The following is a 23,193-nucleotide window of genomic DNA, read 5'->3' on the forward strand; positions in this document are numbered from 1 at the left end:
GTCAGCTCCCTCGGTAAACGGAGTAGCCGAACGGGTTGAGCAGCAGCGGAACGTGGTAGTGCTCGCCGGGCACCACCGCGAAGGCGATGGTGACCTCGGGGAAGAACACCGGCCGGCCGTTCTCGCTGTCCCGAAGCGCGGGGGCGTCCTGCTGGGCCGCGGCTTGCTTCTTCTCGAAGTACGGCTCGACGGCGAAGTCGAGCCGTACGTGTGTGGTTCCTTCCGGCAGGGCCGGCAGGTCTTTGCACCGGCCGTCGGCGTCGGTCGCCGAGCCGCCGAGCGCCTGCCAGTCCGCTTCACTGCCGCTACGGGCGCTGAGCTGGATGGCGACGCCTTCGGCGGGGCGGCCGATCGAGGTGTCCAGGATGTGCGTGGACACGGAGGCGGTGGTGCTGGTGCTCATGGTCTCAGGCGTCCTCTTCGACGAGTCGGGCCAGTCGGATGCGGTTGATCTTGCCCAGCTCGGTGCGGACGATCTCCCGCTCCTGCTCCGGCGAGTTACCGATCCGCTCCTTGACCGCGTCCCGCATCTGCTCGCCGGTACGGCCGGTGGCGCAGATCAGGAAGACGTGGCCGAACCTGTCCTGGTAGGCCAGGTTCAGTTCGAGCATCTCCGCCTTGAGTTCCTCGGTCGCGCCGGCCATGCCGCGCTGCTCACGCGCGGAGGTCGGGTCGCCGGGCTCGGGGCGGCCGATCGGCGGGTGGCCGGCCATCGCCTCTTCCAGGTCCGCGGTGCCCAGCTCGGCCATGGCGGCGTCGCTGGCGGCGTAGAGGTCGTCGGCGGCGGCGTACGGGCGGGCGGCGAGCAGCCGCCGGCCCCACTCGGTGGAGGCGCACGCCTCGTGGAGGGCGGCGAGGGCCGCGTGCTCCTCCAGGACGTTGAACCGGGCCAGGCCCGGGGGCGTGGAAGTCGTAGTCACGGGAGCCTCCGTGGCCGGAAACGGCCTTCGTGCTGATCGGGCTGCGAACAGCTAACGCCCTCCGAAACACGACGTCAACACTTTGTTGAAAATTCCGCGTAACAAGCACGCGGGGCACCCGGGGGTCGTCAGGCGCCCTTCTCCCGGTTGAGGTAGTTGTAAACCGTGAAGCGGCTGACGCCCAGCGCGCTCGCCACGGTCTCCACGCCGTGCCGCACGGCGAAGGCGCCGCGTGCCTCCAGTATCCGTACGACCTCCTGCTTGGCCTTGCGGTCCAGGTCGGCCAGGGGTTTGCCCTGCTTGCGCTCCATGGCGGCGAGGATGTGGTCGAGGGAGTCGGCGAGCTGGGGCAGGCGTACGGCGACGACGTCGACGCCCTGCCAGGCGAGGACGACGTCCTCGGGGCTGGCCTCGTCGGGCGGGAGCATCTCCCCGCCCATGGCGTCGACCAGCGGCTTCACGGCCCCGATGAAGTCCTCGTCCCCGTTGCCGGTCATTCGCCCGCTCCGACCACGTTGACCTGCAGCGAGATCCGGGTGGCACCGGCTTCCAGGGTCTTGCGCAGCAGCGCGTCCACGGCGGTCAGCACCGCGTCGGCGCCGCCCTCCGCCGTGTTGCCGAACGGGCCGACGTCCACCGCGTCCAGCTCCGCCGCCTCGATCACCTCGCGGGCCGCCAGCGCGTGCGCGGGTGCCTCGTCCAGGTCGAAGGGCTCGGTCGTGAACTCCACTCTCAGTCGCACTGTGCCCCCATGGCATCTGCTCCGACCCGCGCGTTCCGCCAGGTCCGCGGCGACGGGGGTCGGACCGCCCCGGCCGCTTGGGGAGACCTTAACGGACGTGCGTGCCGGCCCGGCCTCCCGAGAAGGTCCGGCTTTCCCGCGACCTTCTGCGGACTTCTGCGACCTTGCGCAGCTTTCTGCGGCCTTCCCGCGACGGACGGACCGCCCGCCCGCGTAGAGCAGGGGACGGAATCCGTACAGGGAGGGGCCACGAGGTGCGCACATTCGGGACAGGCGGGTTCAGAGGAGTTAGGGGTGCCAGGGGCGCCAGGGGTACGGCGATCGCGGCGGCGGCCATGGCCGCGCTGACCGCGTCCCAGGCGCCGGGGGCGGTGCCGGCGCGGGCCTCGGAGCCCGTGCGGAAGCCGGCAGCCACGGAACACGGGCCGAGCGTGTCCGGTGACACCCCGTACCGCACCGATCTCCCGCCGCTGCGGACCGGTGCACCGAGGCACCGCTCGACGCCGGGGGTGCCGGGCGGCGCCCTGCCCGCGACCGTGTTCGCCGCGTACCGGCGCGCCGAGTCGGAGCTGGCTCGCACCGCGCCCGGCTGCCGGCTGCGCTGGCAGCTGCTGGCCGCGATCGGCCAGGTGGAGTCCGGGCAGGCGCGGGGCGGCCGGGTGACCCCGGACGGTACAACTGTGACGCCGATCCTCGGGCCCCGGCTGACCGGCGGCGCCTACGCCGTCGTACGGGACACCGACGGCGGCGCCCACGACGGGGACGCGGTGTACGACCGCGCGGTCGGCCCGATGCAGTTCATCCCGTCGACCTGGGCCCACTGGGGCGCGGACGGCAACGGCGACGGGCGCACGGACCCCAACAACGTCTACGACGCGGCGCTCGCCGCCGGGCGCTACCTCTGCGCGGGCGGCCGGGACCTCTCGAACCCCGCCGACCTGGACCGGGCGATCCTCGGCTACAACCGGTCGGAGGCCTATCTGCGCACGGTCAGGGCCTGGTACGCGTACTACCTGACCGGACACCGGGTGGTGCCGGACCGGCCGGCCGAGGCCCGGCACCGGCCGGAGCCGTCCCACCCGAGCACCCCGAAGCCCGCGCCGAAGCCGTCGGACCGCGAGCCCGGCACGGGCGCCCCGTCCCGCGCGCCGTCCACCCGGCCCGTCTCGCCCTCCCCCAGCCCGTCGCCGACGGCCGAGGCCCCGAAGGGGACAAAGGGGCCGCTGATCCCTGTCCCCGCACCGACCCTCACCCTGCCCGGCGGCGGCGTGCTGCCCGACCTGGCCCGCTGACCTGCAACGGCTGGAACACGATGAGCCTCCGCCCCTCCACAACCGCCGATACTCGGCGGTAATGTCGCCACCCGCCGGAAGCACGGACCGGCGGGTGAGCGCAAAGGGGCCCTCATGGCGACGGACATGCCTGCGGACACACAGGCCGCCGACGAGCGTTGGCAGCGCATGTGGAGCCACCGTGAACAGTTGCTCAAGGTGGCCCGGCGCCGGTCGATGAGCCTGGAGGACGCCGAGGACGCCGTGCACGAGGCGATGCTGCGCGCGGCGGAGCGCCCGGAACTCGACGACGAGCGCCTCGGCGCCTGGCTGACCACGGTGACGATGCGGCTGTGCGTCGACCGGCACCGGCAGGTCAACCGGGAGGCCGAGGTGCGCAGCAGCCCCACGCTGCACGCGCCGGGCCCGGTGCCGGTCGAGGAGGCGGTGTGCGACCGCGCCGAGGCGAAGTGGGTGGCCGTCCGCAGCGGTGAGCTTCCCGCCCGGCAGGCGGAGGCGCTGCGGCTGAAGTCCGAGGATCTGGACGTGGGCCAGGTCGCCGTGCGGATGGGGCTCAGCTACCGGACGGTCGAGTCCCTGCTGGCCCGGGCCCGGCGGACGCTGCGGGCCTCGCTGGCCGGGACGCTCGGGCTCGCGCTGTTCCTGCTCGGGCGCGGGCGGCCGCGCGGGGCGGGAAAGGCGCAGGCCGTGGCGGTCACCTCGACGGCGGCGACCCTGGCGGTGGCGGGGTTCGTGCTGCCGTACGCGCTCGACGCGGGCGGTGGCGCTCAGGCCCCGGCTCCACGGCCGGGTGTGTCCAGCGGCGCGCACGTGCTCCGGACGGACAGCACCGGGCGGGTGGGCGCTCCGGAGCCGCGCAGGCCGTCGGCGACGGCGGCACCGAGTCGGGCGGCCACTCAGCGGCCGGCCGGCGGATCTGCCGTACCGCTCTCCGTGCCCCCTCTGCCCAAGGTCTCGCCGCCTCCGCTTCCGGACCTGCCGGTGGAGTCCGCGGTGCCGTCGGTGCCGGCCCTCCCCTCGGTGAAGCTCCCTTCGGTCACGGGTGCACCCGCCGTGCCGTCCGTTCCCGTCGTCGTACCCACGCCTTCCCTGAAGCTGCCGTAGTCCCCGAAAACACCTCCGGAAAAAATCTTGCCTCCGTAGCGACGGACGCCCCGCCCCTCCCCGTAGAGCAGATGTCGGAGCTGCTCCACGGGCGAAGGGTGGGACCGGATGGGTGTCGAGATCTGTGTGGAAGGGCTGACCAAGTCCTTCGGCCACCAGGTCATCTGGCAGGACGTGTCGCTGACGCTGCCCGCCGGCGAGGTGTCGGTGCTGCTCGGCCCCTCGGGGACGGGCAAGTCGGTGTTCCTCAAGACGCTCGTCGGGCTCCTCAGGCCGGAGCGCGGGTCGGTCAAGGTCGCGGGCCGGGACATCACCGAGCTGCGTGAGCACGACCTCTACGAGGTGCGGAAGTTGTTCGGCGTGCTGTTCCAGGACGGCGCGCTGTTCGGCTCGATGACCCTGTACGACAACATCGCCTTCCCGCTGCGCGAGCACACCCGCAGGTCCGAGAGCGAGATCCGGCGGATCGTGCTGGAGAAGATGGACATGGTCGGGTTGATCGGCGCCGAGGGGAAGCTGCCCGGCGAGATCTCCGGCGGTATGCGCAAGCGGGCCGGGCTGGCCCGCGCCCTGGTGCTGGACCCGGAGATCATCCTCTTCGACGAGCCGGACTCGGGCCTCGACCCGGTGCGCGTGGCCTACCTCAACCAGCTCATCGTCGACCTCAACGCACAGATCGACGCGACCTTCCTGATCGTCACGCACGACATCGCCTCGGCCCGCCAGGTCCCGGACAACATCGGGCTGCTGTTCCGCCGTGAGCTGGTGCTGTTCGGGCCCCGCGAGGAGCTGCTGACCAGCGACGAGCCCGTCGTACGGCAGTTCCTGAACGGCCGGATGCAGGGGCCGATCGGCATGGCGGAGGAGAAGGACGCGGCGCAGGTCGAGCAGGAGCTGGCGCAGCTCGACGAGGGCGGCGGGGGCAAGGTGCTCACGCCCCGCCTGCTGCCGAGTCCGGGCATCGTCCGCCCGCCCCGCTGGCAGGCGATCGCGAGACGGGAGGCCGAGCTGCACGGCAAGGAGGTGGCGGGCGCATGAGACTCTCGCCGACCGGAGCGCTACGGCACTCGGGCCTCCTGTTCACGATGGCGCTGGACGTGGTCCGGGCCCTCCCCCGACGTCCCTTCCAGGCAAGGGAGTTCATCCAGCAGGCGTGGTTCGTCGCGAGCGTCACGATCCTGCCGACGGCGCTCGTCTCGATCCCCTTCGGAGCGGTGATCGCCCTCCAGATCGGCAGCCTCACCCGGCAGTTGGGAGCGCAGTCCTTCTCGGGTGCCGCCTCGGTACTCGCCGTACTGCGCGAGGCGTCGCCGATCGTCACCGCGCTGCTGATCGCGGGCGCGGGCGGCACGGCGATCTGCGCGGACCTCGGGGCGCGCAGGATCCGGGACGAGATCGACGCGATGCAGGTGCTCGGCATCGACCCGATCCACCGGCTCGTCGTGCCCCGCGTGCTGGCCTCGATGGTCGTCGCCGTGCTGCTGAACGGGCTGGTGTCGGTGGTCGGCGTCGCGGGCGGCTACTTCTTCAACGTCGTCCTCCAGAACGGCACGCCCGGCGCGTACTTGGCGTCCTTCACGACCCTCGCCCAGCTGTCGGACCTGTGGGCTGCCGAGATCAAGGCGCTGGTGTTCGGAGCCATCGCGGCGATCGTCGCCTCGTACAAGGGGCTGACCGCGAAGGGCGGCCCGAAGGGCGTGGGCGACGCGGTCAACCAGTCCGTGGTGATCACCTTCATGTTGCTGTTCGTGACGAACTTCGTGATGACCGCGGTGTACTTCCAGGTCGTCCCGCAGAGGGGTTAGCCGATGCGACCACACAGACTCCTCGGACGCCCGCTGCGCTCCCTCGAAGAGCTGGGTACCCAACTCTCCTTCTACGGCCGCTCGTTGGCGTGGACGGGCCGCACTTTGCGCCGCTACAAGAAGGAGATCCTGCGGCTGCTGGCCGAGGTCAGCTTCGGGCGCGGTGCGCTCGCCGTCGTCGGCGGCACGGTCGGCGTCATCGCCTTCCTGTCCTTCTTCACCGGCACCGAGGTCGGCCTCCAGGGCTACGCGGCCCTCAACCAGCTCGGCACCTCCAACTTCGTGGCGTTCCTGTCCGCGTACTTCAACACCCGGGAGATCGCCCCGCTGGTGGCCGGTCTCGCCCTGTCCGCGACGGTCGGAGCCGGCTTCACCGCGCAGCTCGGCGCGATGCGGATCAGCGAGGAGACCGACGCGCTGGAGGTGATGGGCGTGCCCTCGCTGCCGTTCCTGGTGACGACGCGGATGATCGCCGGTTTCGTCGCGGTGATCCCGCTGTACGTCATCGGGCTGCTGTCGTCGTACCTGGCCGCCCGCACCATCACCACCGGCTACTACGGGCAGTCCACGGGCACGTACGACCACTACTTCCAGCAGTACCTGCCGCCCGTCGACGTGCTGTGGTCCTTCGGCAAGGTGATCGTCTTCGCCGTCCTGATCATCCTGGTGCACTGCTACTACGGCTACTACGCGAGCGGCGGTCCGGCGGGGGTCGGCGTCGCGGTGGGGCGTGCGGTGCGCACGTCGATCGTCGCCATCAACGTCCTGGACTTCTTCCTGAGCCTCGCGATCTGGGGCGCCAACACGACCGTACGGATCGCGGGGTGAGGCCGATGAGAGTGCTGAGGCTCAGGTTGTACGGCATCGCGTTCATCGCCGTGCTCGCGCTGCTGCTGTCGCTCGCCGTGGCCGTCTACCGGCAGGCGTTCACGCCCGTCGTGCGGATCACCCTGGAGGCCGACAGCCTCGGCAACCAGCTCGATCCGCGGGCCGACGTCAAGCTGCGGGGGCTGCTGGTCGGAGAGGTGCGCGAGGTGCACGCGGACGGCACGAAGGCCACGCTGGACATCGCGCTCAAGCCGGAGTACGTCCGCTTCATCCCGGCGGACGTGCACGCGCGGCTGCTGCCCAAGACGCTGTTCGGCGAGAAGTACGTCGACCTCGTGGCACCCGCCCGCTCTGCGCACTCCTCGGCTCGGCCCATCCGCGCCGGGGACGTCATCACCCAGGACCGTACGAAGGTCGGCATCGAGGTGCAGCAGCTGATGAACGACCTGCTGCCGCTGCTGCGGACCGTCCGGCCGGGCGAACTCAATGCCACGCTCTCGGCGTTCGCCACCGCACTGGAGGGCCGCGGCGACCGGATCGGCGACAACCTGACCCGGGTGGAGGGCTATCTGCGCCGGCTCAACCCGCACCTGCCGTCCCTGAAGGAGGACATCGCGCGCTTCGCCGACGTCGCCGAGGTGTACGGCGACGCCGCGCCCGATCTGCTGCGGATCCTGCGCAACACGGTCACCACCAGTCGGACGATCGTCGAGAAGAAGGACCAGCTGGCCGCCGCGCTCCGCTCGACCGCTTCCGTGGCGGGCACGGCCGACGACTTCCTGTCCGAGAACGGCGACCGGCTGATCACCCTGGGCCGGGTCTCCCGCCCGACGCTGGAGCTGTTCGCCCGCTACTCCCCCGAGTACCCCTGTGTGTTCGAGGGCCTGGTACGGCAGGAGAAGGCCTCGGAGGAGGCGTTCCGGGGCGGCGAGATGCGGATCACCCTCGAGGTCGTCCGCCCGCAGGCCGCGTACCGGCCCGGCGAGGAGCCGCGCTACGGCGAGCGGTCGGGGCCGGACTGCCGAGGGCTGCCCCATCCGCGGGTGCCCGGGCCGAAACCCCATCTCAACGACGGTACGTCGGCCGGAAGTCCGGGCGGCGCGTTCCCCGGAGGTGCCAACGTGTCCGCCACCGAGGCCGAGCAGCGGGCCGTCGGCTCGCTCGTGGCCCCCGTCATGGGCGTCCCCGCCGACGAGGTGCCGCCCGTCGCCACCCTGCTGTTCGGGCCGCTGGCCCGTGGGACGGCGGTGAGCGTCGCATGAGGACCACAGGAGCCCGGCAGACTGCCGCCCCGTTGCTCAAGTTCAGCCTCTTCGCGCTGGTCACGATCGCGGCGACGGCCCTGCTCGCCGCGACCATCGTCAACGTCTCCTTCATCCCGAAGGACACGTACCACGCGGTGTTCACCGACGTGACCGGGCTGGAGGAGGGCGATGACATCCGGGTGGCCGGGGTGCGGGTCGGCGAGGTCGAGGGCATCCGGATCAAGGACCGGACGCTGGCCGAGGTCACCTTCACCGTCACCGCCGACCGTCCGCTGCTGACCAGCAGCCACGCGGTCGTCCGCTACCGGAACCTGGTCGGGCAGCGGTACATCGCGCTGACCGAGGGCGCGGGCGACGGCACGACCCGGCTGCGGCCGGGCGGGACCATCCCGCTGTCCCGGACCCGGCCCGCGCTGGACCTCAACGCGCTGCTGAACGGCTTCAAGCCGCTGTTCGCCGCGCTCAGTCCGGGCGACGTCAACCAGCTCGCCACCGAGATCGTCAGGACGCTGCAGGGCGAGGGCGGCACGGTGAACAGTCTCCTCGCACACACGGCGTCGCTCACGACGACCCTCGCCGACCGCGACGAGCTGATCGGCTCAGTGATCGACAACCTCAACACCGTGCTGGCGACGCTCGACAAGCGCGGCTCCCGCTTCTCGGGGCTGCTCAAGCAGCTCCGACGGGTGATCTCCGGGCTGTCCGCCGACCGCAAGCCCATCGGGGACTCCCTGACGAACATCGGCGCCCTCGCCGACGCCACCTCCGGGCTGCTGACGGACGCGCGCCCGCCGCTGAAGGACGACATCGCCGGTCTGAACGACCTGACCGGAACGCTGAACGACAACGAGAAGACCGTGGAGGGCGTGCTGAAGCGGCTGCCGAACAAGCTCGACGAGCTGACCGGGACGGCGTCCTACGGCTCGTGGTTCAACTTCTACCTCTGCGACTTCGACGGCCGGATCGTGCTGCCGAAGACGAAGCAGGTACTCACTCCGGAGCTGCACGTGGCACGGGCGAGGTGTGGCGGATGAGCCAGCGCATCGTGCGGCGCCGTCGCCGCCGTCCCGAGCCGTTGATAAAGGTACGGATCCTGCCGCCGAAGCTGCCGAAGCTGCCGCGGCCGCCGAAGCTGCCCAGGCGCAGGTCCCGCCGGCCCGAACCCCTGGTGAAGGTCCGCATCCTGCCGCCGAAGCTCCTGAGGCTGCCGAAGCTGCCGAAGCCGGACAAGCGCAGGCCCCGCCGACCCGAACCCCTCGTAAAGGTCCGCATCCTGCCGCCGAAGCTGCCGCGGATCCGGCTGAAGCGCCCCCGTCCGAAGCCGTTCCGCGACCGCAGACCCGTCGTCGTGGGAGCCGTCGGCCTCACCGTCCTCGCGCTGCTGACCGTCGCCGCGTTCAACGCCGACAACCTGCCGCTGATCGGCGGCGGCGAGACGTACAGCGCGGCCTTCTCGGAGGCGGGCGGGCTCAAGCCGGGCGACGAGGTGCGGATCGCCGGGGTCAAGGTCGGCAAGGTCGAGGGCGTCGACCTGGACGGCGACCACGTCAAGGTGACCTTCAAGGTCAAGGGCGACCCGGCGTTCGGCACCGACACCGGCGCGTCGATCCGGGTCAGGACGATCCTCGGCGCGAAGTACCTGGCCCTGCACCCGCAGGGGTCCGGCCGGTTGAAGCCGGGCAGCGAGATCCCGCTGCGGCGGACGGTGTCGGCGTACGACGTCGTGCAGGCGTTCAGTGACCTGACGACCACCACCGAGGAGGTCGACACGGACCGGCTCGCAAAGGCGCTGGACACGATCTCCGTCACCTTCCAGGACTCGCCGGAGGAGGTACGCGCGTCGATCAAGGGACTGTCGAGGATCTCCAGGACGGTCGCCTCGCGTGACAAGGCGCTGCGTGACCTCCTCGACCACGCGAACGGAGTCACCAAGGTGCTGGCCGGCCGCACGAAGGACTTCTCCGCGCTGGTGACGGACGGCGACGAGCTGTTCAAGGAGATCAGCAAGCGGCGCACGGCGATCCACCGGCTGCTCAAGAGTTCCGCCCTGCTCGGGATCGAACTCTCCGGTCTCGTGGAGGACAACCGGAAGGAGATCGGGCCGGCGCTCAAGAACCTCAACACCTTCGTGAAGATGCTCGAACGCAACCAGGCGAGCCTCGACCGGAGCGTCAGGCTGCTCGCGCCCTATGTGCGGCTCTTCACCAACACCCTCGGCAACGGCCGCTGGTTCGACTCGTACGTCCAGAACCTGGTCGCCGCCCCGGTGACGCCACGGACGGGAGGCACCCGATGACCCGCAGAATCCTGGCGCTGTTCACCGCACTCGCGGTCGCCGTCGCACTCACCGTCCTCCTGTGGCCGCACCCCGACCCCGTCCGCGTGACGGCGTACTTCCCACGCACCGTCGGCATCTACCCCGGCTCCGACGTCCGCGTCCTCGGCGTGCGCATCGGCGAGGTCAAGAGGATCACACCGGAGGGCGGCCGGGTGCGGGTGGAACTGGAGTACGACCAGGGCCGGAAGGTTCCGGCGGACGCGCAGGCCGCCATCGTCAACTCCTCGGTGGTCAGCGACCGTTATGTGCAGCTGCTGCCGGTGTACCGGAGGGGCGCGGTGCTGCGGGACGGCGCCGTCATCCCCGAGTCGCGTACGGCCGTCCCCGTCGAGCTGGACCGGATCTTCGACAGCCTGCACACGACGGCCGAGGCGCTCGGCCCGAAGGGCGCGAACAAGGACGGCTCGCTGTCGCGGCTGCTCGGGGTGAGCGCGGACAACCTCGAAGGCCAGGGCCAGAACCTCAACCAGACCGTCGAGGACCTCTCGCAGGCGGTCACCACGCTGTCCGACGGACGCGGCGACCTGTTCGGCACCGTGCGGAACCTCCAGGTGTTCACGGCCGCGCTGGCGGCGGACGACAAGAGCGTGCGGTCGTTCGACACCAGCCTCGCCGAGGTGGCCGCGCAGCTGGCCGGCGAGCGGGGGGACCTCGCGGCGGCGCTGAAGAACCTCGGCGCGGCGCTGGCCGACGTGTCCGACTTCGTGAAGCACAACAAGAAGGCGCTGACCTCGGACGTGCGGGGCCTCAGCAAGGTCACCAAGGTCCTGGTCACCCAACGGGCCGCACTGGAGGAGCTGTTGGACGTCGTCCCCACGGGTCTGTCGAACCTGCAGAACGCCTACAACCCCGCCGCCGGCACCCTCGACACCCGCAACAACGCGCAGACACCGCAGGACCCGGCGTCCCTGCTGTGCTCCCTCCTGAAGACGACCGGGGACGACCACGACGACTGTGCGGGCCTCAAGAAGCTCTTCGACTCCCTGCCGAAGGTCCCGACGGCCCCGGCGGCGACGGGCTCGGTCGACAGGACCCTCGGCGGAATCCTGGGGGCACGGGCATGAGCGTGCGGCGCTTGGGTCGGGTGGCCGCCTGGACGGCGGTCGGCTCGCTGCTGCTGACCGGCTGCGAGTTCAACGGCTGGTACGACGTCCCGCTCCCCGGAGGTGCCGCCGCGGACGGCCGCGCGTACCACGTCACGGTCGAGTTCCGGGACGTCATGGATCTGGTGCCGCAGTCGGCGGTCAAGGTCGACGACGTCACCGTCGGCGCGGTCGAGCAGGTGAAGCTGGACGGCTGGCACGCGCGCGTGCGCCTGCGGATCGCCGACTCGGTGAAGCTTCCCGGCAACGCGGTCGCCGAACTGCGGCAGACCAGCATGCTCGGCGAGAAGTACGTGGCGCTGTCGGCCCCGGCCGGCACCGCGCCGGTCGGCCGGCTCCGCGACGGCGACCGTATCCCGCTGTCCCGCAGCGGCCGCAACCCGGACGTCGAGGAGGTGCTGTCCGCCCTGTCCGCGCTACTCAACGGCGGCGGGGTGGCCCAGCTCAAGACGATCACCGTCGAGCTGAACAAGGCCCTGGACGGCCGCGAGGACCGGGTCAGGTCCCTGCTCAAGCAGCTCGACACGTTCCTCGGCGGCCTCGACGACCAGCGGGCGGAGATCGTCCGCGCGCTGGGCGGCGTGGACCGGCTGGCCAAGCGGCTGAAGGCGGAGAAGAAGACCATCGCCGAGGCCGTCGACACCCTGCCGCCCGCCCTGAAGGTCCTCGCCGGCCAGCGCCGCGACCTGACGAAGATGCTCACCGGCCTGTCCAGGCTCGGCAGGACCGGCACCAGGGTCGTGAACGCCTCGCGGGACGACACCGTCGCCAACCTCAAGGCGCTCAGGCCCATCCTGCAAGAGCTGAACAAGGCGGACGCCGACCTTCCCAACTCCCTTGAACTGCTGACCACTTACCCGTTCCCGCGCAACGTGGTCGACGCCATCAAGGGCGACTACGTCAACCTGAAGATCACCGCCGACCTGGACCTCGCGGGCGTCTACGGCAACGTCACCGACAAGCCGGGCGGGAAGGGCGGCGGCTCCGGCACCCCGGACCTGCCGACTGTGCCCAGCGTCCCCGCACCGACCCCGCTCCCGTCCACCCCGCCCCTGCCGGACACCCCGTCGGTGCCCGCCGCGCCCTCGACGCCCACGGACGGCAGCACCCTGCTGTGCCCGCCGGTCTGCACCGCGTCCTACGGCACCGGGGACGGCTCGCACCGCCTCCCGCAGGGGATCGACCTCGGCCTCGCCGAGCTGATGCTGAAGGGGATACTGCCGTGATCACACGTACGGTCAGGGCCCAGCTGCTCGCCTTCGCGACCGTCACCGCCGTCGGGGTGTCGTACGTCGGCGCCGAGTACACCGGTCTGGTGGACGACGTCCTCGACCGCGGCTACACCGTGCACGCCGACTTCGCCGAGTCCGGAGGCGTCTTCCCCGGCTCCGAGGTCACCTACCGCGGGGTGCCGGTGGGCCGGGTGGGCGAGCTGAAGCTGACCGGTTCCGGGGTCTCGGTGCCGCTGAAGATCGAGGACGGCGCGCCGCGGATCCCGGCCGACACGCTGGCGGTGGTCGCCAACCGTTCGGCGGTGGGTGAGCAGTACGTCGACCTGCAGCCCCGGCGCTCGGGCGGCCCGTACCTGATGGACGGCAGCCCGATTCCGCGCAGCCGCACCCGGACCCCGCTGCCGGTCACCGACCTCGTCCTCGGCCTCGACCGGCTGGTCAACTCCGTGGGCAAGGACGATCTGCGCACCACCGTGGACGAGTTGGGCAAGGCCTTCGCCGGCACCGGCCCGGACCTGAGCCGCCTGGTGGACTCCGGCAACGAGCTGGTCGAGTCGGCGTCCGAGTCGCTCCCGGAGACGGTCTCGCTGATCGAGGACTCGCGGAAGGTGCTCAAGACGCAGGCCGACCAGGGCTCGGCGATCAAGTCGTTCTCCCGTGATCTTGCCACGCTCACCGCGCAGTTGAAGTCGAGCGACGGGGACCTGCGCCGGCTGATCGGCAACGCGGCGCCCGCCGCGCAGGAGATCAACTCCCTGCTGAAGTCCACGCAGCCGTACCTGCCGGTCCTGCTGGCCAACCTCATCAGCGGCGGTCAGGTCACCGTGGCGCGGCTGCCCGGCGTGGAACAGGCCCTGGTCACCTTCCCGCTCAACGTCGCCGGCAGCTACACCGTCGTCCCCGGCGACGGCACCACCCACTTCGGGCTGGTCCTGGGCGCCGACGACCCACCGGCGTGCACCCGGGGCTACGGCACGCAGCGCCGCGACCCCGCCGACACCGGTACGCGCCCGGCGAACACCGGCGCGCACTGCACGGCACCCCGCGGCGGCAGGACCTCGGTGCGCGGCGCGCAGAACGCCCCCGGTGCCTCGGCCGGTTCGGGCAGTGCGAACCAGGCCGCGTACGTGGCTCCGTACGACCCGGAGACCGGTACCTCCACCGGCCCGGACGGAACGCCCGTCGAGATCGGTTCGACGGGCGGCGAACAGACCGTGTTCGGAAAGGAGTCGTGGCAATGGCTGCTCGTGGGACCGATGGCATGAAAGGGGGGCGTATGAGGCCGCTGTGGGTGGGGCTCGTCGCCGCGACCGTCCTGGCGACCGCGCTGTCCGTCTGGCTGGGGCTGCGGCTGTCCGACCAGCATGCGGCGCAGCAGCGCCGCCAGGACGTCCTGGCGGCGGCCCGCCAGTCGGCGCTGAACTTCACCTCGCTCGACTACCGGCACTACGGCCGGGACAGCGGCAACGTGCTGAAGGGCGCCACCGGCGCCTTCAAGAAGCAGTTCGCCGCACAGACCGCGCAGCTGACCCGGCTGGTCGCGCAGAACAAGTCGGTGTCCGAGGGGCAGGTCCTGGAGGCCGGCATCGTGCGGTCCGACGAGCGCTCGGCCCGGGTCCTGGTCGTGGCCGACAGCAAGGTGACCAACACCGCCGCGCCCGAGGGACAGGCGCGCACCTACCGGCTCCAGCTCGACCTCGTCCGGGTGGACGGCCGCTGGCTGACCTCCGACGTCGAGTTCGTGGGCTGACCCGGCAGTGAGGCAAGCAGTGAGGAGAGACACCGTGGCGAACCCGACCACCCGAACCCGCGGCACCGGCTCCCCGGCCCGCCGCACCATGACCGCGGCCGCCCGCGCGGCGGCCAAGCGCGCCAGGCGGCCGGAGCACGACGAGACCGCCCCGCAGGCCGAGGGACGACCCTCGGGACGCACCGTGCTCATCGAGCCCCCGGGCGGCTGGGACGACCCGCCGGAGCCGAAGCCGGCGGCGGAGGAGCCGGAGACCGACGAGCAGGAGAGCGCGCCCGCGCGCCCGCCCGGTCTCCGGAGGCTGCTCACGGCAGCGCTCTGCCTCGCGCTCGCGGCAGCCCTGGCCGTCGCCGCCGTACTCGGGTGGCAGTACCGGCAGGGACAGCAGACCGCACGGGCGCGCGCCGAGGCCCTGGCCGCCGCCCGGAAGGCCGCGCCGGTCGTGCTGTCGTACGACTACCGTCACCTGGACCGCGACTTCGCCCGGGCCCGTGCCCTGCTGACGGGTGCGTTCCGCGACCAGTACGGCAAGACCACGAGGACGGTGGTCGGGCCGACCGCGAGGAAGTACCACGGCGTGGTGAAGGCGGCGGTGGCGGCACCCACGGACGGCGGCGCGCCCGCGGTCTCCGCCGTCTCCGCCGCACCGGACAAGGTGGTCGTCCTGCTCTTCGTCAACCAGGTCACGCAGAGCACCCAGGTGTCGGGCTCCCGCCTGGACCTCAACCGGGTGCGGATGACGCTCGCCCGTACCTCCGACGGCTGGAAGGTGAGTGCCGTGGACGCCCTCTGACCAGGCCACAAAAAGTGCCCCCGCGCAGCCCGCGCGGGGGCACTTTTTCGTTGCCGCTCTTGACAGTCACCCCCGACCACAGGCAATCTTCCATTAAGCAGAAACGAACTTCCGCAATACGGAATCCCTAACGGAAGGGAGCGCGGCCCGAATGGGATTCGCAGACCAGCGCTTCAACGTCAACCTGTCGATCCTCTTCACGGAACTCCCGCTCCTGGAGCGTCCCGCGGCCGCCGCCGCGGCGGGCTTCACGGCGGTCGAGCTGTGGTGGCCCTGGGTCGACTCCCCCACCCCCGAGCAGTCCGAGCTCGACGCCCTGAAGAAGGCGATCGAGGACGCGGGCGTCCAGCTCACGGGGCTGAACTTCTACGCCGGACAGCTGCCGGGCCCGGACCGCGGCGCCCTGTCGATCCCGGGTGAGGAGTCGGAGAAGTTCCGCGCCAACATCGACGTGGCGGCGGACTTCGCGGCCTCCCTCGGCTGCAAGGCGCTCAACGCGCTGTACGGCAACCGGGTCGAGGGCGTGGATCCGGCCGAGCAGGACGCGCTCGCCCTGGAGAACCTCGCCCTCGCGGCGCGGGCGGCCGACCGGGTCGGCGCGATCATCCTGATCGAGGCCCTGAACCAGCCCGAGTCGCCGAAGTGCCCGATCGTGAGCGCGCCCAAGGCGATCGAGATCGTGGACAAGGTCAACGCGGCGACGGGCCTCGGGAACGCCAAGCTCCTCATGGACCTCTACCACCTGTCCATGAACGGCGAGGACCTGCCCTCGGTCATCGAGCAGTACGCGGCGAAGACCGGCCACGTCCAGATCGCCGACAACCCCGGCCGCGGCGCCCCCGGGACGGGTTCGCTCCCGCTGGAGGAGCTGCTCGACCAGCTGAAGAAGGCCGGTTACGACGGCTGGGTCGGCCTGGAGTACAAGGCCGGCGACCGCCCGAGCGCCGAGTCCTTCGAGTGGCTCCCGCGCGAAGCGCGCTGAACGCGCCGAACCCCCTGACTTTGCACAGCAGTTAGAGAGGCACCCCTGATGAGCATTCTTGCAGATTCCTCCCGCCCGGCCCGCCCTGCGATCGCCTGGATCGGCCTCGGCATCATGGGCTCCCCCATGTCCGAGAACCTGATCAAGGCGGGTTACGACGTCACCGGCTTCACCCTGGAGCAGGACAAGCTGGACCGTCTGGCGGCCGCCGGCGGCACCGCGGCCGGCTCGATCGCCGAGGCCGTGCGCGACGCCGACGTGGTGATCACGATGGTGCCCGCCTCCCCGCAGGTCGAGGCCATCGCCTACGGCCCCGACGGCATCCTGGAGAACGCGAAGCAGGGCGCACTGCTGATCGACATGTCCTCGATCACCCCGCAGACCTCGGTGGACCTCGCGAAGAACGCCAAGGAGAAGGGCATCCGCGTCCTCGACGCCCCCGTCTCCGGCGGTGAGGCCGGCGCCGTCGAGGCCGTACTGTCGATCATGGTCGGCGGTGAGCAGGCCGACTTCGACCAGGCCAAGCCGATCTTCGACGCGCTGGGCAAGACCATTGTGCTGTGCGGGCCGCACGGCTCCGGCCAGACCGTGAAGGCGGCCAACCAGCTGATCGTGGCCGTGAACATCCAGGCCTGCGCCGAGGCCGTGGTCTTCCTGGAGAAGTCGGGCGTGGACCTGCAGGCCGCGCTGGACGTCCTGGGCGGCGGCCTCGCGGGCTCGACCGTGCTGACGCGCAAGAAGGACAACTTCCTGAACCGCGACTTCAAGCCGGGCTTCCGCATCGACCTGCACCACAAGGACATGGGCATCGTCACCGACGCCGCCCGCAATGTCGGCGCCGCCCTGCCGGTCGGTGCCGTGGTCGCCCAGCTGGTCGCCTCGCTGCGCGCCCAGGGCGACGGCGGCCTGGACCACTCGGCCCTGCTGCGGGCCGTGGAGCGCCTGTCCGGCGCCCAGGTCTGACGGCCTCCTGAGACTTCCGGGCCGCGGTGCCGCTGACAACTGTCCTGTCGCGCCCAGGCGGCACCGCGGCCCGGAATCATCTTCAACAAACTGTTGACGCCCAGATCGCCCCACTTCTAGGCTCCACAAAGCGGAAACAGATTTCCGCTGACTCCCGCACGGAAGGTCCCTGATGTCGAAGCGCGTGCTGACGACAGAGTCCGGCGCCCCGGTCGCCGACAACCAGAACTCCGCCTCCGCCGGCGCAGGCGGCCCGCTTCTGCTCCAGGACCAGCACCTCCTGGAGAAGCTGGCGCGCTTCAACCGCGAGCGGATCCCGGAGCGTGTGGTGCACGCCCGCGGCTCCGGCGCCTACGGCCACTTCGAGGTGACCGACGACGTCACCGGCTTCACCCACGCCGACTTCCTGAACTCGATCGGCAAGCGCACCGAGGTGTTCGTGCGCTTCTCGACGGTCGCCGACTCCCTCGGCGGCGCGGACGCGGTCCGTGACCCGCGCGGCTTCGCGGTGAAGTTCTACACCGAGGAGGGCAACTACGACCTCGTCGGCAACAACACCCCGGTGTTCTTCATCAAGGACCCGATCAAGTTCCCCGACTTCATCCACTCGCAGAAGCGGGACCCGTTCACCGGCAAGCAGGAGCCGGACAACGTCTGGGACTTCTGGGCGCACGCCCCGGAGGCCACGCACCAGGTGACCTGGCTGATGGGCGACCGCGGCATCCCGGCGTCGTACCGCCACATGAACGGCTACGGCTCGCACACCTACCAGTGGACGAACGCCGAGGGCGAGGCCTTCTTCGTCAAGTACCACTTCAAGACGAACCAGGGCATCCGCTGTCTCTCCGCCGAGCAGGGCGCCGAGCAGGCCGGCAAGGACCCCAACTCGCACCAGACGGACCTGCTGCAGGCCATCGAGCGCGGGGTGCACCCGTCCTGGACCCTGTACGTCCAGATCATGCCGGCGGCCGAGGCGGCGAACTTCCGCTTCAACCCCTTCGACCTGACCAAGGTCTGGCCGCACAACGACTACCCGCTGCAGCGCGTCGGCCGCCTGGTCCTGGACCGCAACCCGGACAACGTGTTCGCCGAGGTCGAGCAGGCCGCGTTCTCCCCGAACAACTTCGTTCCGGGCATCGGCCCCTCCCCCGACAAGATGCTCCAGGGCCGGCTGTTCGCCTACGCGGACGCCCACCGCTACCGCCTGGGCGTCAACCACACCCAGCTCGCGGTCAACGCCCCGAAGGCGACGACCGCGCAGAACTACGGCCGCGACGGCCTCATGGCATCCAACGCCCAGGGCCGCCACGCCAAGAACTACGAGCCGAACTCGTACGACGGCCCGGTGGAGACCGGCCGCCCGCTGTCGGCCCCGCTGGCGGTCTCGGGCCACACCGGCACCCACGAGGCCCCGCTGCACACCAAGGACGACGACTTCTACCAGGCGGGCGAGCTGTACCGCCTGATGTCGCAGGAGGAGAAGTCCCGCCTGATCGCGAACATCGCCGGCGGCCTCTCGCAGGTCTCCCGCGAGGACGTGATCGCGAAGAACCTGGCCCACTTCCACGCCGCCGACCCCGAGTACGGCAGGCGCGTCGAGGAGGCGGTCCGCGCCCTGCGCGAGGACTGAGGCCACTGACAGCGTCCGGGTTCCGACGGGGAGGTCGGGCCCCGGACGCCGACGACCCGCAACCGAGCGGTCCGGATGAGGGGTGACCACTCGGTACGGCGGGCAGGGCGAGGACCGCGGCGGCGTGCGAGCCAGTGCGGTGGTGAAGGATCCGAGCACCCTTCTCGACCAGAGGGAAGGGTCCCCGGCTCCGTCGCATCCGCCGCGGTCCCCAGCCACGACCTCGATGCGAGGTCCCCGTCTCCGTCCGGCGGCGCGAATGTCCTGGCACGCCCAGCCTCGCACCGTCGGACGGCCATCACACGGAACACGGCACCGAGAGCGCCCCTTGGTCACAGGGGGCGCTCTCGTGCCGTCCGGGCTCCGGGGGTGCGCTCCTGCCGCTTCCGCAGGACGCTGATCCCATGGGCAATCCGACGCAGTACCCGCACATCGTGGTCCACGCTCCGGCCCTCGACGGCTCCCGGCGCGTCACCGAGGGGGACGTGACCCTGGGGCTCGCCTCCCACCTGGACGACGTCGTCGAGATCCTGCGGCTGGCCGACCTGGACCGCATCGAGGTCGAGGAGAGCGACCTCATCGAGTGGCAGGGCGGCGGGCCCGACGACTGGCCGGGCCTGTCCGAGCACGAGGTCTAGGGAAGGCGGGTACGACAGCGGCCGTACCCGGCCTACGCAATCCTCAAATCAACCTCTGAACACCGCGAGAGAGGCTTCGACAACCGGCACCGGCGGGCACAACACCGACACGGGGCCCGCCGGCACGGGGGCGGCGGGTCCCGTACCGGGGGGGGTGCCTCATGGACCGTACGACGTCGATTCCGCCGGACCCTTGCGCGGTCGCCCTGCTGCGGGGCGGCGACCGCGCCGCCGTGACCGTCGCCGTGGTCGGACTGCATCTGCGCGGCGCGGTCGAGGCCGGCCGGCCGGGCACCCTGCGGAGGACCGGGACCAGGGCAGGGAACGCCGTGTCCTTCCGCCATCCCCTGGAGAAGGCGGTACGCACCGGTCTCTACCGGCCCGCCGGGCCGCGGGAGTTGCCCGGCAGGGCGGTGGTGCGGCGGGCGCTGGCCGGGATGCGGGCCGAACTCGCGGCGACGGGCCTGCTGCGGGCCCTACCGCCCGGCCGCACGCGAGCCGCCCGCCGCTACTTGGCGGAACTGCGCGAGCACCACCCGCTCCCGGAGGGCCGCGACGGCCACGACGGCTTGGCGGAGGAGGAGGTGCTGATCGCCGTCGCACTGTACGGCGCGCGGGCCCTCACGGCTCTGCTGCCGGGTTTCGCCCGCGATTCCGGCCTCACCGGCCGTGGCGCGCTCGCGGACGAGGGCCTCTTCCCGTTCGGCCGGGGCGGCGGCGTCCGCGGCATCGCAGGCGACGAGGGCCTGACCGGCTGGGGCGGCGACGACCGCGATGCCAGTGGCGGCACACACGGCGGCCACGGCGGCCACGCGCATGGCGGCCACGACTACGGCCACGACCACGGCGGCGGATGGGGAGGCGGAGGCGGCGGGTTCGACTGAGAGCCACCCGGGCGGCCCCTTGCGTCCGCGGACACGCGGAAGGGGCGGCCCGTCCCGCTCGGACGCACCGCCCCTGGCGTGTTCTCGCGCGCTGTGCCGGATCAGACCTTCAGCGGCTTGATCGACGTCGGCGCGTGGCCGGGCTCGGTGGCCAGGTCCTCGAACTCGGAGATGTCGCTGATGTCCATCGTCCGGCTCATCGAGATGTTGGTGATGCGCTCCAGGATCGCCTCGACGACGACCGGCACCTGGTACTCGGCGGCCAGCTTCTTCGCCTGCTCGAAGGCGGCGCCCAGCTGATCCGGCTCCGTGACCCGGATCGCCTTGCAGCCCAGGCCCTCGGCGACCTTGACGTGGTCGACGCCGTAGACGCCGATCTCCGGAGTGTTGATGTTCTCAAACTCCAGGTTGACCTGGAAGTTGATGTCCAGGCCGAGCTGCGCCTGACGGATCAGGCCCAGGTAGGCGTTGTTCACGAGAACGTGGACGTAGGGGATCCTGTGCTGGGCGGCGACCGCCAGCTCCTCGATCAGGAACTGGAAGTCGTAGTCGCCGGAGAGGGCGACTACCGGGGACTGAGGGTCGGCCTTGGCGACGCCGATCGCGGCCGGGATGGTCCAGCCGAGCGGGCCGGCCTGGCCGCAGTTGATCCAGTGACGCGGCTTGTAGACGTGCAGCATCTGCGCGCCGGCGATCTGGGAGAGGCCGATCGTGGTGACGTACCGGGTCTCCGGTCCGAAGGCCTTGTTCATCTCCTCGTACACGCGCTGCGGCTTCATCGGCACGTTGTCGAAGTGGGTACGGCGCAGCAGCGTCGCCTTGCGCTCCTGCGTCGAGGCGACCCAGTCGGCGCGGTCGGGCAGCCTGCCCTCGGCCTTCAGCTCCTTGGCGACCTCGACGAACAGCTCCAGCGCGGCCTTGGCGTCGGAGACGACACCGTAGTCCGGCGGGAAGATCTTGCCGATCTGGGTGGGCTCGATGTCGACGTGGACGAACTTGCGGCCCTGGCGGTAGACGTCGAGCTTGTAGCCGGTGTGGCGGTTGGCCCAGCGGTTGCCGATGCCGAGGACGAAGTCGGACTCCAGGAAGTTCGCGTTGCCGTAGCGGTGCGAGGTCTGGACGCCGACCATGCCGGCGTTCAGCTCGTGGTCGTCGGGCAGGGTGCCCCAGCCCATCAGGGTCGGGATGACCGGGGTCTGGGTCAGCTCGGCGAACTCGACCAGCAGGTCGGCGGCGTCGGCGCCGATGATGCCGCCGCCGGCGACGAGGACCGGGCGCTCGGACGCCAGGAGGAAGGAGAGGGCCTTCTCGATCTGGGCGCGGGTCGCGGCCGGCTTGTAGACCGGGAGCGGCTCGTACGTCTCGGGGTCGAACTCGATCTCGGTGAGCTGGACGTCGATCGGCAGGTCGATGAGGACCGGGCCGGGCCGGCCGGAGCGCATCAGGTGGAAGGCCTGCTGGAAGACGCCGGGGACCTGCGCGGCCTCCAGGACGGTGACCGCCATTTTGGTGACCGGCTTGGCGATCGAGGCGATGTCGACGGCCTGGAAGTCCTCCTTGTGGATCACGCTCGTGGGCGCCTGGCCCGTGATGCACAGGATCGGGATGGAATCGCCGATGGCCGAGTACAGGCCGGTGATCATGTCGGTGCCGGCGGGGCCCGAGGTGCCGATGCAGACGCCGATGTTGCCCGGCCTGGTCCGGGTGTACCCCTCGGCCATGTGCGAGGCGCCCTCGACGTGGCGGGCGAGCGTGTGGTTGATCCCGCCGCCCTCCTTCAGCGCCTTGTAGAAGGGGTTGATCGCCGCGCCCGGCACACCGAAGGCGTCCGTGACGCCCTCGCGCTTGAGGATCTCAACTGCCGCGCGGGCAGCGGTCATACGAGCCATCGAGTACTCCTGCTTCGGCTGTCGGATGCGTACTCCCGTCGCGCCCCGCGGCGAGTACTTCCGTATTGCGGAAAGTAATTTCTGCTATCTGAAATCAATGTAGGGGGGTCACCGAAGGCCGTCAAGAGAGGGACAAGGAGGGTCCGACAGGAGCACGATGGGGGCGCAGTCCCGATGCGACGCCTGGAGTGGCCATGCCCGAGAGCGTGCCGGTGCGCTGTCCGGCCTGTCGGCGCGAGCACGTCTACACCGCGCCGCCGTATCCCTGCGCCTGCGGCAGGCCGTGCGCCCCGCGGCTGGACCCGGCGGCCGCGCCGGCCGTACTCGCGCACCGCACCTGGGACGAGGACTGGGTCACCGTGCGCTGCACCGCCTGCCGGCGCACCAATCAGCTGCCGCACCCGGAGCTGGGCTGCCCGTGCGGCACGGTCCTGCGCATTCCGGTGAGCGACGCCCCGTCACCGGGGGCACGCCCGGGGGCGGCCGTGCCGAGTGACACCCCGGCGCCGACCGCGCGGACAGGAGCGGCCACCCCGCGGTGCGACGGACGGATCCCGTTCCAGCCCATCACCATCCGCACCGCACGGGACGCCGTCACCGCCACCGCGCTGTATTTACGCTGGCTCGGCTACCGGGACATCCGCCGCGCCGACCAGCGGCCCCCGTCCGGCATCGGCCTGGCCGCGCACGGCCTGGTCGCCCAGGTGGACCCCGCCGTGCGCCCGGCCTCGCTGCGGGACGTGGAGTGCCTGTGGCTGACGGCCATGACGGAGTCCGCGGGCTGTGTCTACTTCTCCCTGGCCGGATACGCCGAGGACGCCCGCGCTCGCGCCGACACGCTGGGCGTCCCCCTGTTCGTCCTCGACCTCACGGGCACCCCGACCCCGGTGAACGGTCCGGGCCGGAAACTCGCCCGGACGGGCGTGGCCTGACCGCCTTCCAGGGCCTAGATGTATTGATCACGAGCGTTGTTAACGCGGGCCGGTCTTGATCGTGGCGAAGGCCTCCGTGTGTGGTGGAGGTGTCGAATCTTCA

The 23,193-nt window shown here is 71.2% G+C and carries 24 protein-coding genes; 19 read left to right on the forward strand and 5 right to left on the reverse strand.

Annotation, left to right across the window (positions count from 1 at the left end):
* Position 1 precedes the first annotated feature (1 nt).
* The 4 genes from uraH to ACFY3C_RS20315 all read right to left on the reverse strand — a co-directional run bounded on the left by uraH (position 2) and on the right by ACFY3C_RS20315 (position 1,662).
* On the reverse strand, positions 2 to 403 hold the full coding sequence (uraH, locus tag ACFY3C_RS20300; protein ID WP_386576302.1) for a hydroxyisourate hydrolase: 402 nt from the start codon (positions 401 to 403) through the stop codon (positions 2 to 4).
* Positions 404 to 407: 4 nt separating this feature from the next.
* Positions 408 to 920, reverse strand: coding sequence for a 2-oxo-4-hydroxy-4-carboxy-5-ureidoimidazoline decarboxylase (gene uraD / locus ACFY3C_RS20305; RefSeq protein ID WP_386576304.1), 513 nt, complete (start codon positions 918 to 920; stop codon positions 408 to 410).
* A gap of 128 nt (positions 921 to 1,048) precedes the next feature.
* Entirely contained in the window at positions 1,049 to 1,417 is a 369-nt protein-coding gene (locus ACFY3C_RS20310) for a helix-turn-helix domain-containing protein (protein WP_386576305.1), read from the reverse strand.
* On the reverse strand, positions 1,414 to 1,662 hold the full coding sequence (locus ACFY3C_RS20315; RefSeq protein WP_386576306.1) for a hypothetical protein: 249 nt from the start codon (positions 1,660 to 1,662) through the stop codon (positions 1,414 to 1,416). The genes ACFY3C_RS20310 and ACFY3C_RS20315 overlap by 4 nt, the downstream gene beginning before the upstream one ends.
* A gap of 431 nt (positions 1,663 to 2,093) precedes the next feature.
* Between ACFY3C_RS20315 and ACFY3C_RS20320 the strand changes: the two genes are divergently transcribed.
* The 18 genes from ACFY3C_RS20320 to ACFY3C_RS20405 all read left to right on the forward strand — a co-directional run bounded on the left by ACFY3C_RS20320 (position 2,094) and on the right by ACFY3C_RS20405 (position 20,269).
* A complete protein-coding gene (locus ACFY3C_RS20320; RefSeq protein WP_390771728.1) occupies positions 2,094 to 2,954 on the forward strand; it encodes a lytic murein transglycosylase in 861 nt (286 codons plus the stop codon).
* A gap of 114 nt (positions 2,955 to 3,068) precedes the next feature.
* The gene (locus ACFY3C_RS20325) at positions 3,069 to 4,058 is read left to right on the forward strand and encodes an RNA polymerase sigma factor (RefSeq protein ID WP_390771729.1); all 990 of its coding nucleotides are present in this window, start codon (positions 3,069 to 3,071) and stop codon (positions 4,056 to 4,058) included.
* 108 nt (positions 4,059 to 4,166) lie between these two features.
* Positions 4,167 to 5,096 carry an ABC transporter ATP-binding protein gene (locus ACFY3C_RS20330; RefSeq protein WP_389170630.1) on the forward strand — a complete coding sequence of 310 codons (930 nt, stop codon included), beginning with the start codon at positions 4,167 to 4,169 and terminating at the stop codon, positions 5,094 to 5,096.
* A complete protein-coding gene (locus ACFY3C_RS20335) occupies positions 5,093 to 5,863 on the forward strand; it encodes an MlaE family ABC transporter permease (protein WP_386576311.1) in 771 nt (256 codons plus the stop codon). Before ACFY3C_RS20330 ends, ACFY3C_RS20335 begins: the two co-directional genes overlap by 4 nt.
* Before the next feature lie 3 nt (positions 5,864 to 5,866).
* The gene (locus tag ACFY3C_RS20340; RefSeq protein WP_386576312.1) at positions 5,867 to 6,691 is read left to right on the forward strand and encodes an MlaE family ABC transporter permease; all 825 of its coding nucleotides are present in this window, start codon (positions 5,867 to 5,869) and stop codon (positions 6,689 to 6,691) included.
* Positions 6,692 to 6,696: 5 nt separating this feature from the next.
* Complete coding sequence (locus ACFY3C_RS20345; protein WP_390771730.1) at positions 6,697 to 7,953, forward strand: MCE family protein; 1,257 nt, start codon at positions 6,697 to 6,699, stop codon at positions 7,951 to 7,953.
* Complete coding sequence (locus tag ACFY3C_RS20350) at positions 7,950 to 8,990, forward strand: MCE family protein (protein ID WP_390771731.1); 1,041 nt, start codon at positions 7,950 to 7,952, stop codon at positions 8,988 to 8,990. Before ACFY3C_RS20345 ends, ACFY3C_RS20350 begins: the two co-directional genes overlap by 4 nt.
* 260 nt (positions 8,991 to 9,250) lie before the next feature.
* The gene (locus ACFY3C_RS20355; protein WP_390771755.1) at positions 9,251 to 10,252 is read left to right on the forward strand and encodes an MCE family protein; all 1,002 of its coding nucleotides are present in this window, start codon (positions 9,251 to 9,253) and stop codon (positions 10,250 to 10,252) included.
* Positions 10,249 to 11,358 (forward strand): MCE family protein, encoded by a 1,110-nt coding sequence (locus ACFY3C_RS20360; RefSeq protein ID WP_390771732.1) that lies wholly within the window; start codon positions 10,249 to 10,251, stop codon positions 11,356 to 11,358. Before ACFY3C_RS20355 ends, ACFY3C_RS20360 begins: the two co-directional genes overlap by 4 nt.
* Positions 11,355 to 12,623 carry an MCE family protein gene (locus ACFY3C_RS20365; RefSeq protein ID WP_390771733.1) on the forward strand — a complete coding sequence of 423 codons (1,269 nt, stop codon included), beginning with the start codon at positions 11,355 to 11,357 and terminating at the stop codon, positions 12,621 to 12,623. The genes ACFY3C_RS20360 and ACFY3C_RS20365 overlap by 4 nt, the downstream gene beginning before the upstream one ends.
* On the forward strand, positions 12,620 to 13,894 hold the full coding sequence (locus ACFY3C_RS20370; protein ID WP_386576318.1) for an MCE family protein: 1,275 nt from the start codon (positions 12,620 to 12,622) through the stop codon (positions 13,892 to 13,894). The genes ACFY3C_RS20365 and ACFY3C_RS20370 overlap by 4 nt, the downstream gene beginning before the upstream one ends.
* 11 nt (positions 13,895 to 13,905) lie before the next feature.
* Complete coding sequence (locus ACFY3C_RS20375) at positions 13,906 to 14,379, forward strand: hypothetical protein (protein ID WP_390771734.1); 474 nt, start codon at positions 13,906 to 13,908, stop codon at positions 14,377 to 14,379.
* Positions 14,380 to 14,413: 34 nt separating this feature from the next.
* A complete protein-coding gene (locus ACFY3C_RS20380) occupies positions 14,414 to 15,172 on the forward strand; it encodes a hypothetical protein (RefSeq protein WP_390771735.1) in 759 nt (252 codons plus the stop codon).
* A 151-nt stretch (positions 15,173 to 15,323) separates the two neighbouring features.
* Positions 15,324 to 16,154: a TIM barrel protein gene (locus ACFY3C_RS20385; RefSeq protein WP_390771736.1), complete on the forward strand. Its 831-nt coding sequence runs from the start codon at positions 15,324 to 15,326 to the stop codon at positions 16,152 to 16,154.
* A gap of 48 nt (positions 16,155 to 16,202) precedes the next feature.
* Positions 16,203 to 17,117 carry a 2-hydroxy-3-oxopropionate reductase gene (locus ACFY3C_RS20390; protein WP_390771737.1) on the forward strand — a complete coding sequence of 305 codons (915 nt, stop codon included), beginning with the start codon at positions 16,203 to 16,205 and terminating at the stop codon, positions 17,115 to 17,117.
* A 172-nt stretch (positions 17,118 to 17,289) separates the two neighbouring features.
* Entirely contained in the window at positions 17,290 to 18,747 is a 1,458-nt protein-coding gene (locus ACFY3C_RS20395; RefSeq protein WP_390771738.1) for a catalase, read from the forward strand.
* A 404-nt stretch (positions 18,748 to 19,151) separates the two neighbouring features.
* Positions 19,152 to 19,385 (forward strand): hypothetical protein, encoded by a 234-nt coding sequence (locus ACFY3C_RS20400; RefSeq protein ID WP_053657434.1) that lies wholly within the window; start codon positions 19,152 to 19,154, stop codon positions 19,383 to 19,385.
* A 161-nt stretch (positions 19,386 to 19,546) separates the two neighbouring features.
* Positions 19,547 to 20,269, forward strand: coding sequence for a TIGR04222 domain-containing membrane protein (locus tag ACFY3C_RS20405; protein WP_390771739.1), 723 nt, complete (start codon positions 19,547 to 19,549; stop codon positions 20,267 to 20,269).
* A gap of 101 nt (positions 20,270 to 20,370) precedes the next feature.
* Here the strand turns inward: ACFY3C_RS20405 and gcl are convergent, their stop codons facing one another.
* Positions 20,371 to 22,158, reverse strand: a complete 1,788-nt coding sequence (gcl, locus tag ACFY3C_RS20410) for a glyoxylate carboligase (protein ID WP_386576327.1) — start codon at positions 22,156 to 22,158, stop codon at positions 20,371 to 20,373.
* Between the two features lie 194 nt (positions 22,159 to 22,352).
* On the opposite strand from gcl, the gene ACFY3C_RS20415 reads away from it, so the two are divergent.
* On the forward strand, positions 22,353 to 23,090 hold the full coding sequence (locus ACFY3C_RS20415; protein WP_390771740.1) for a hypothetical protein: 738 nt from the start codon (positions 22,353 to 22,355) through the stop codon (positions 23,088 to 23,090).
* The last annotated feature ends 103 nt before the right edge of the window (positions 23,091 to 23,193 follow it).

Origin of the sequence: Streptomyces sp. NPDC001410, assembly GCF_042895235.1 — a bacterium.
GTDB lineage: Bacteria > Actinomycetota > Actinomycetes > Streptomycetales > Streptomycetaceae > Streptomyces.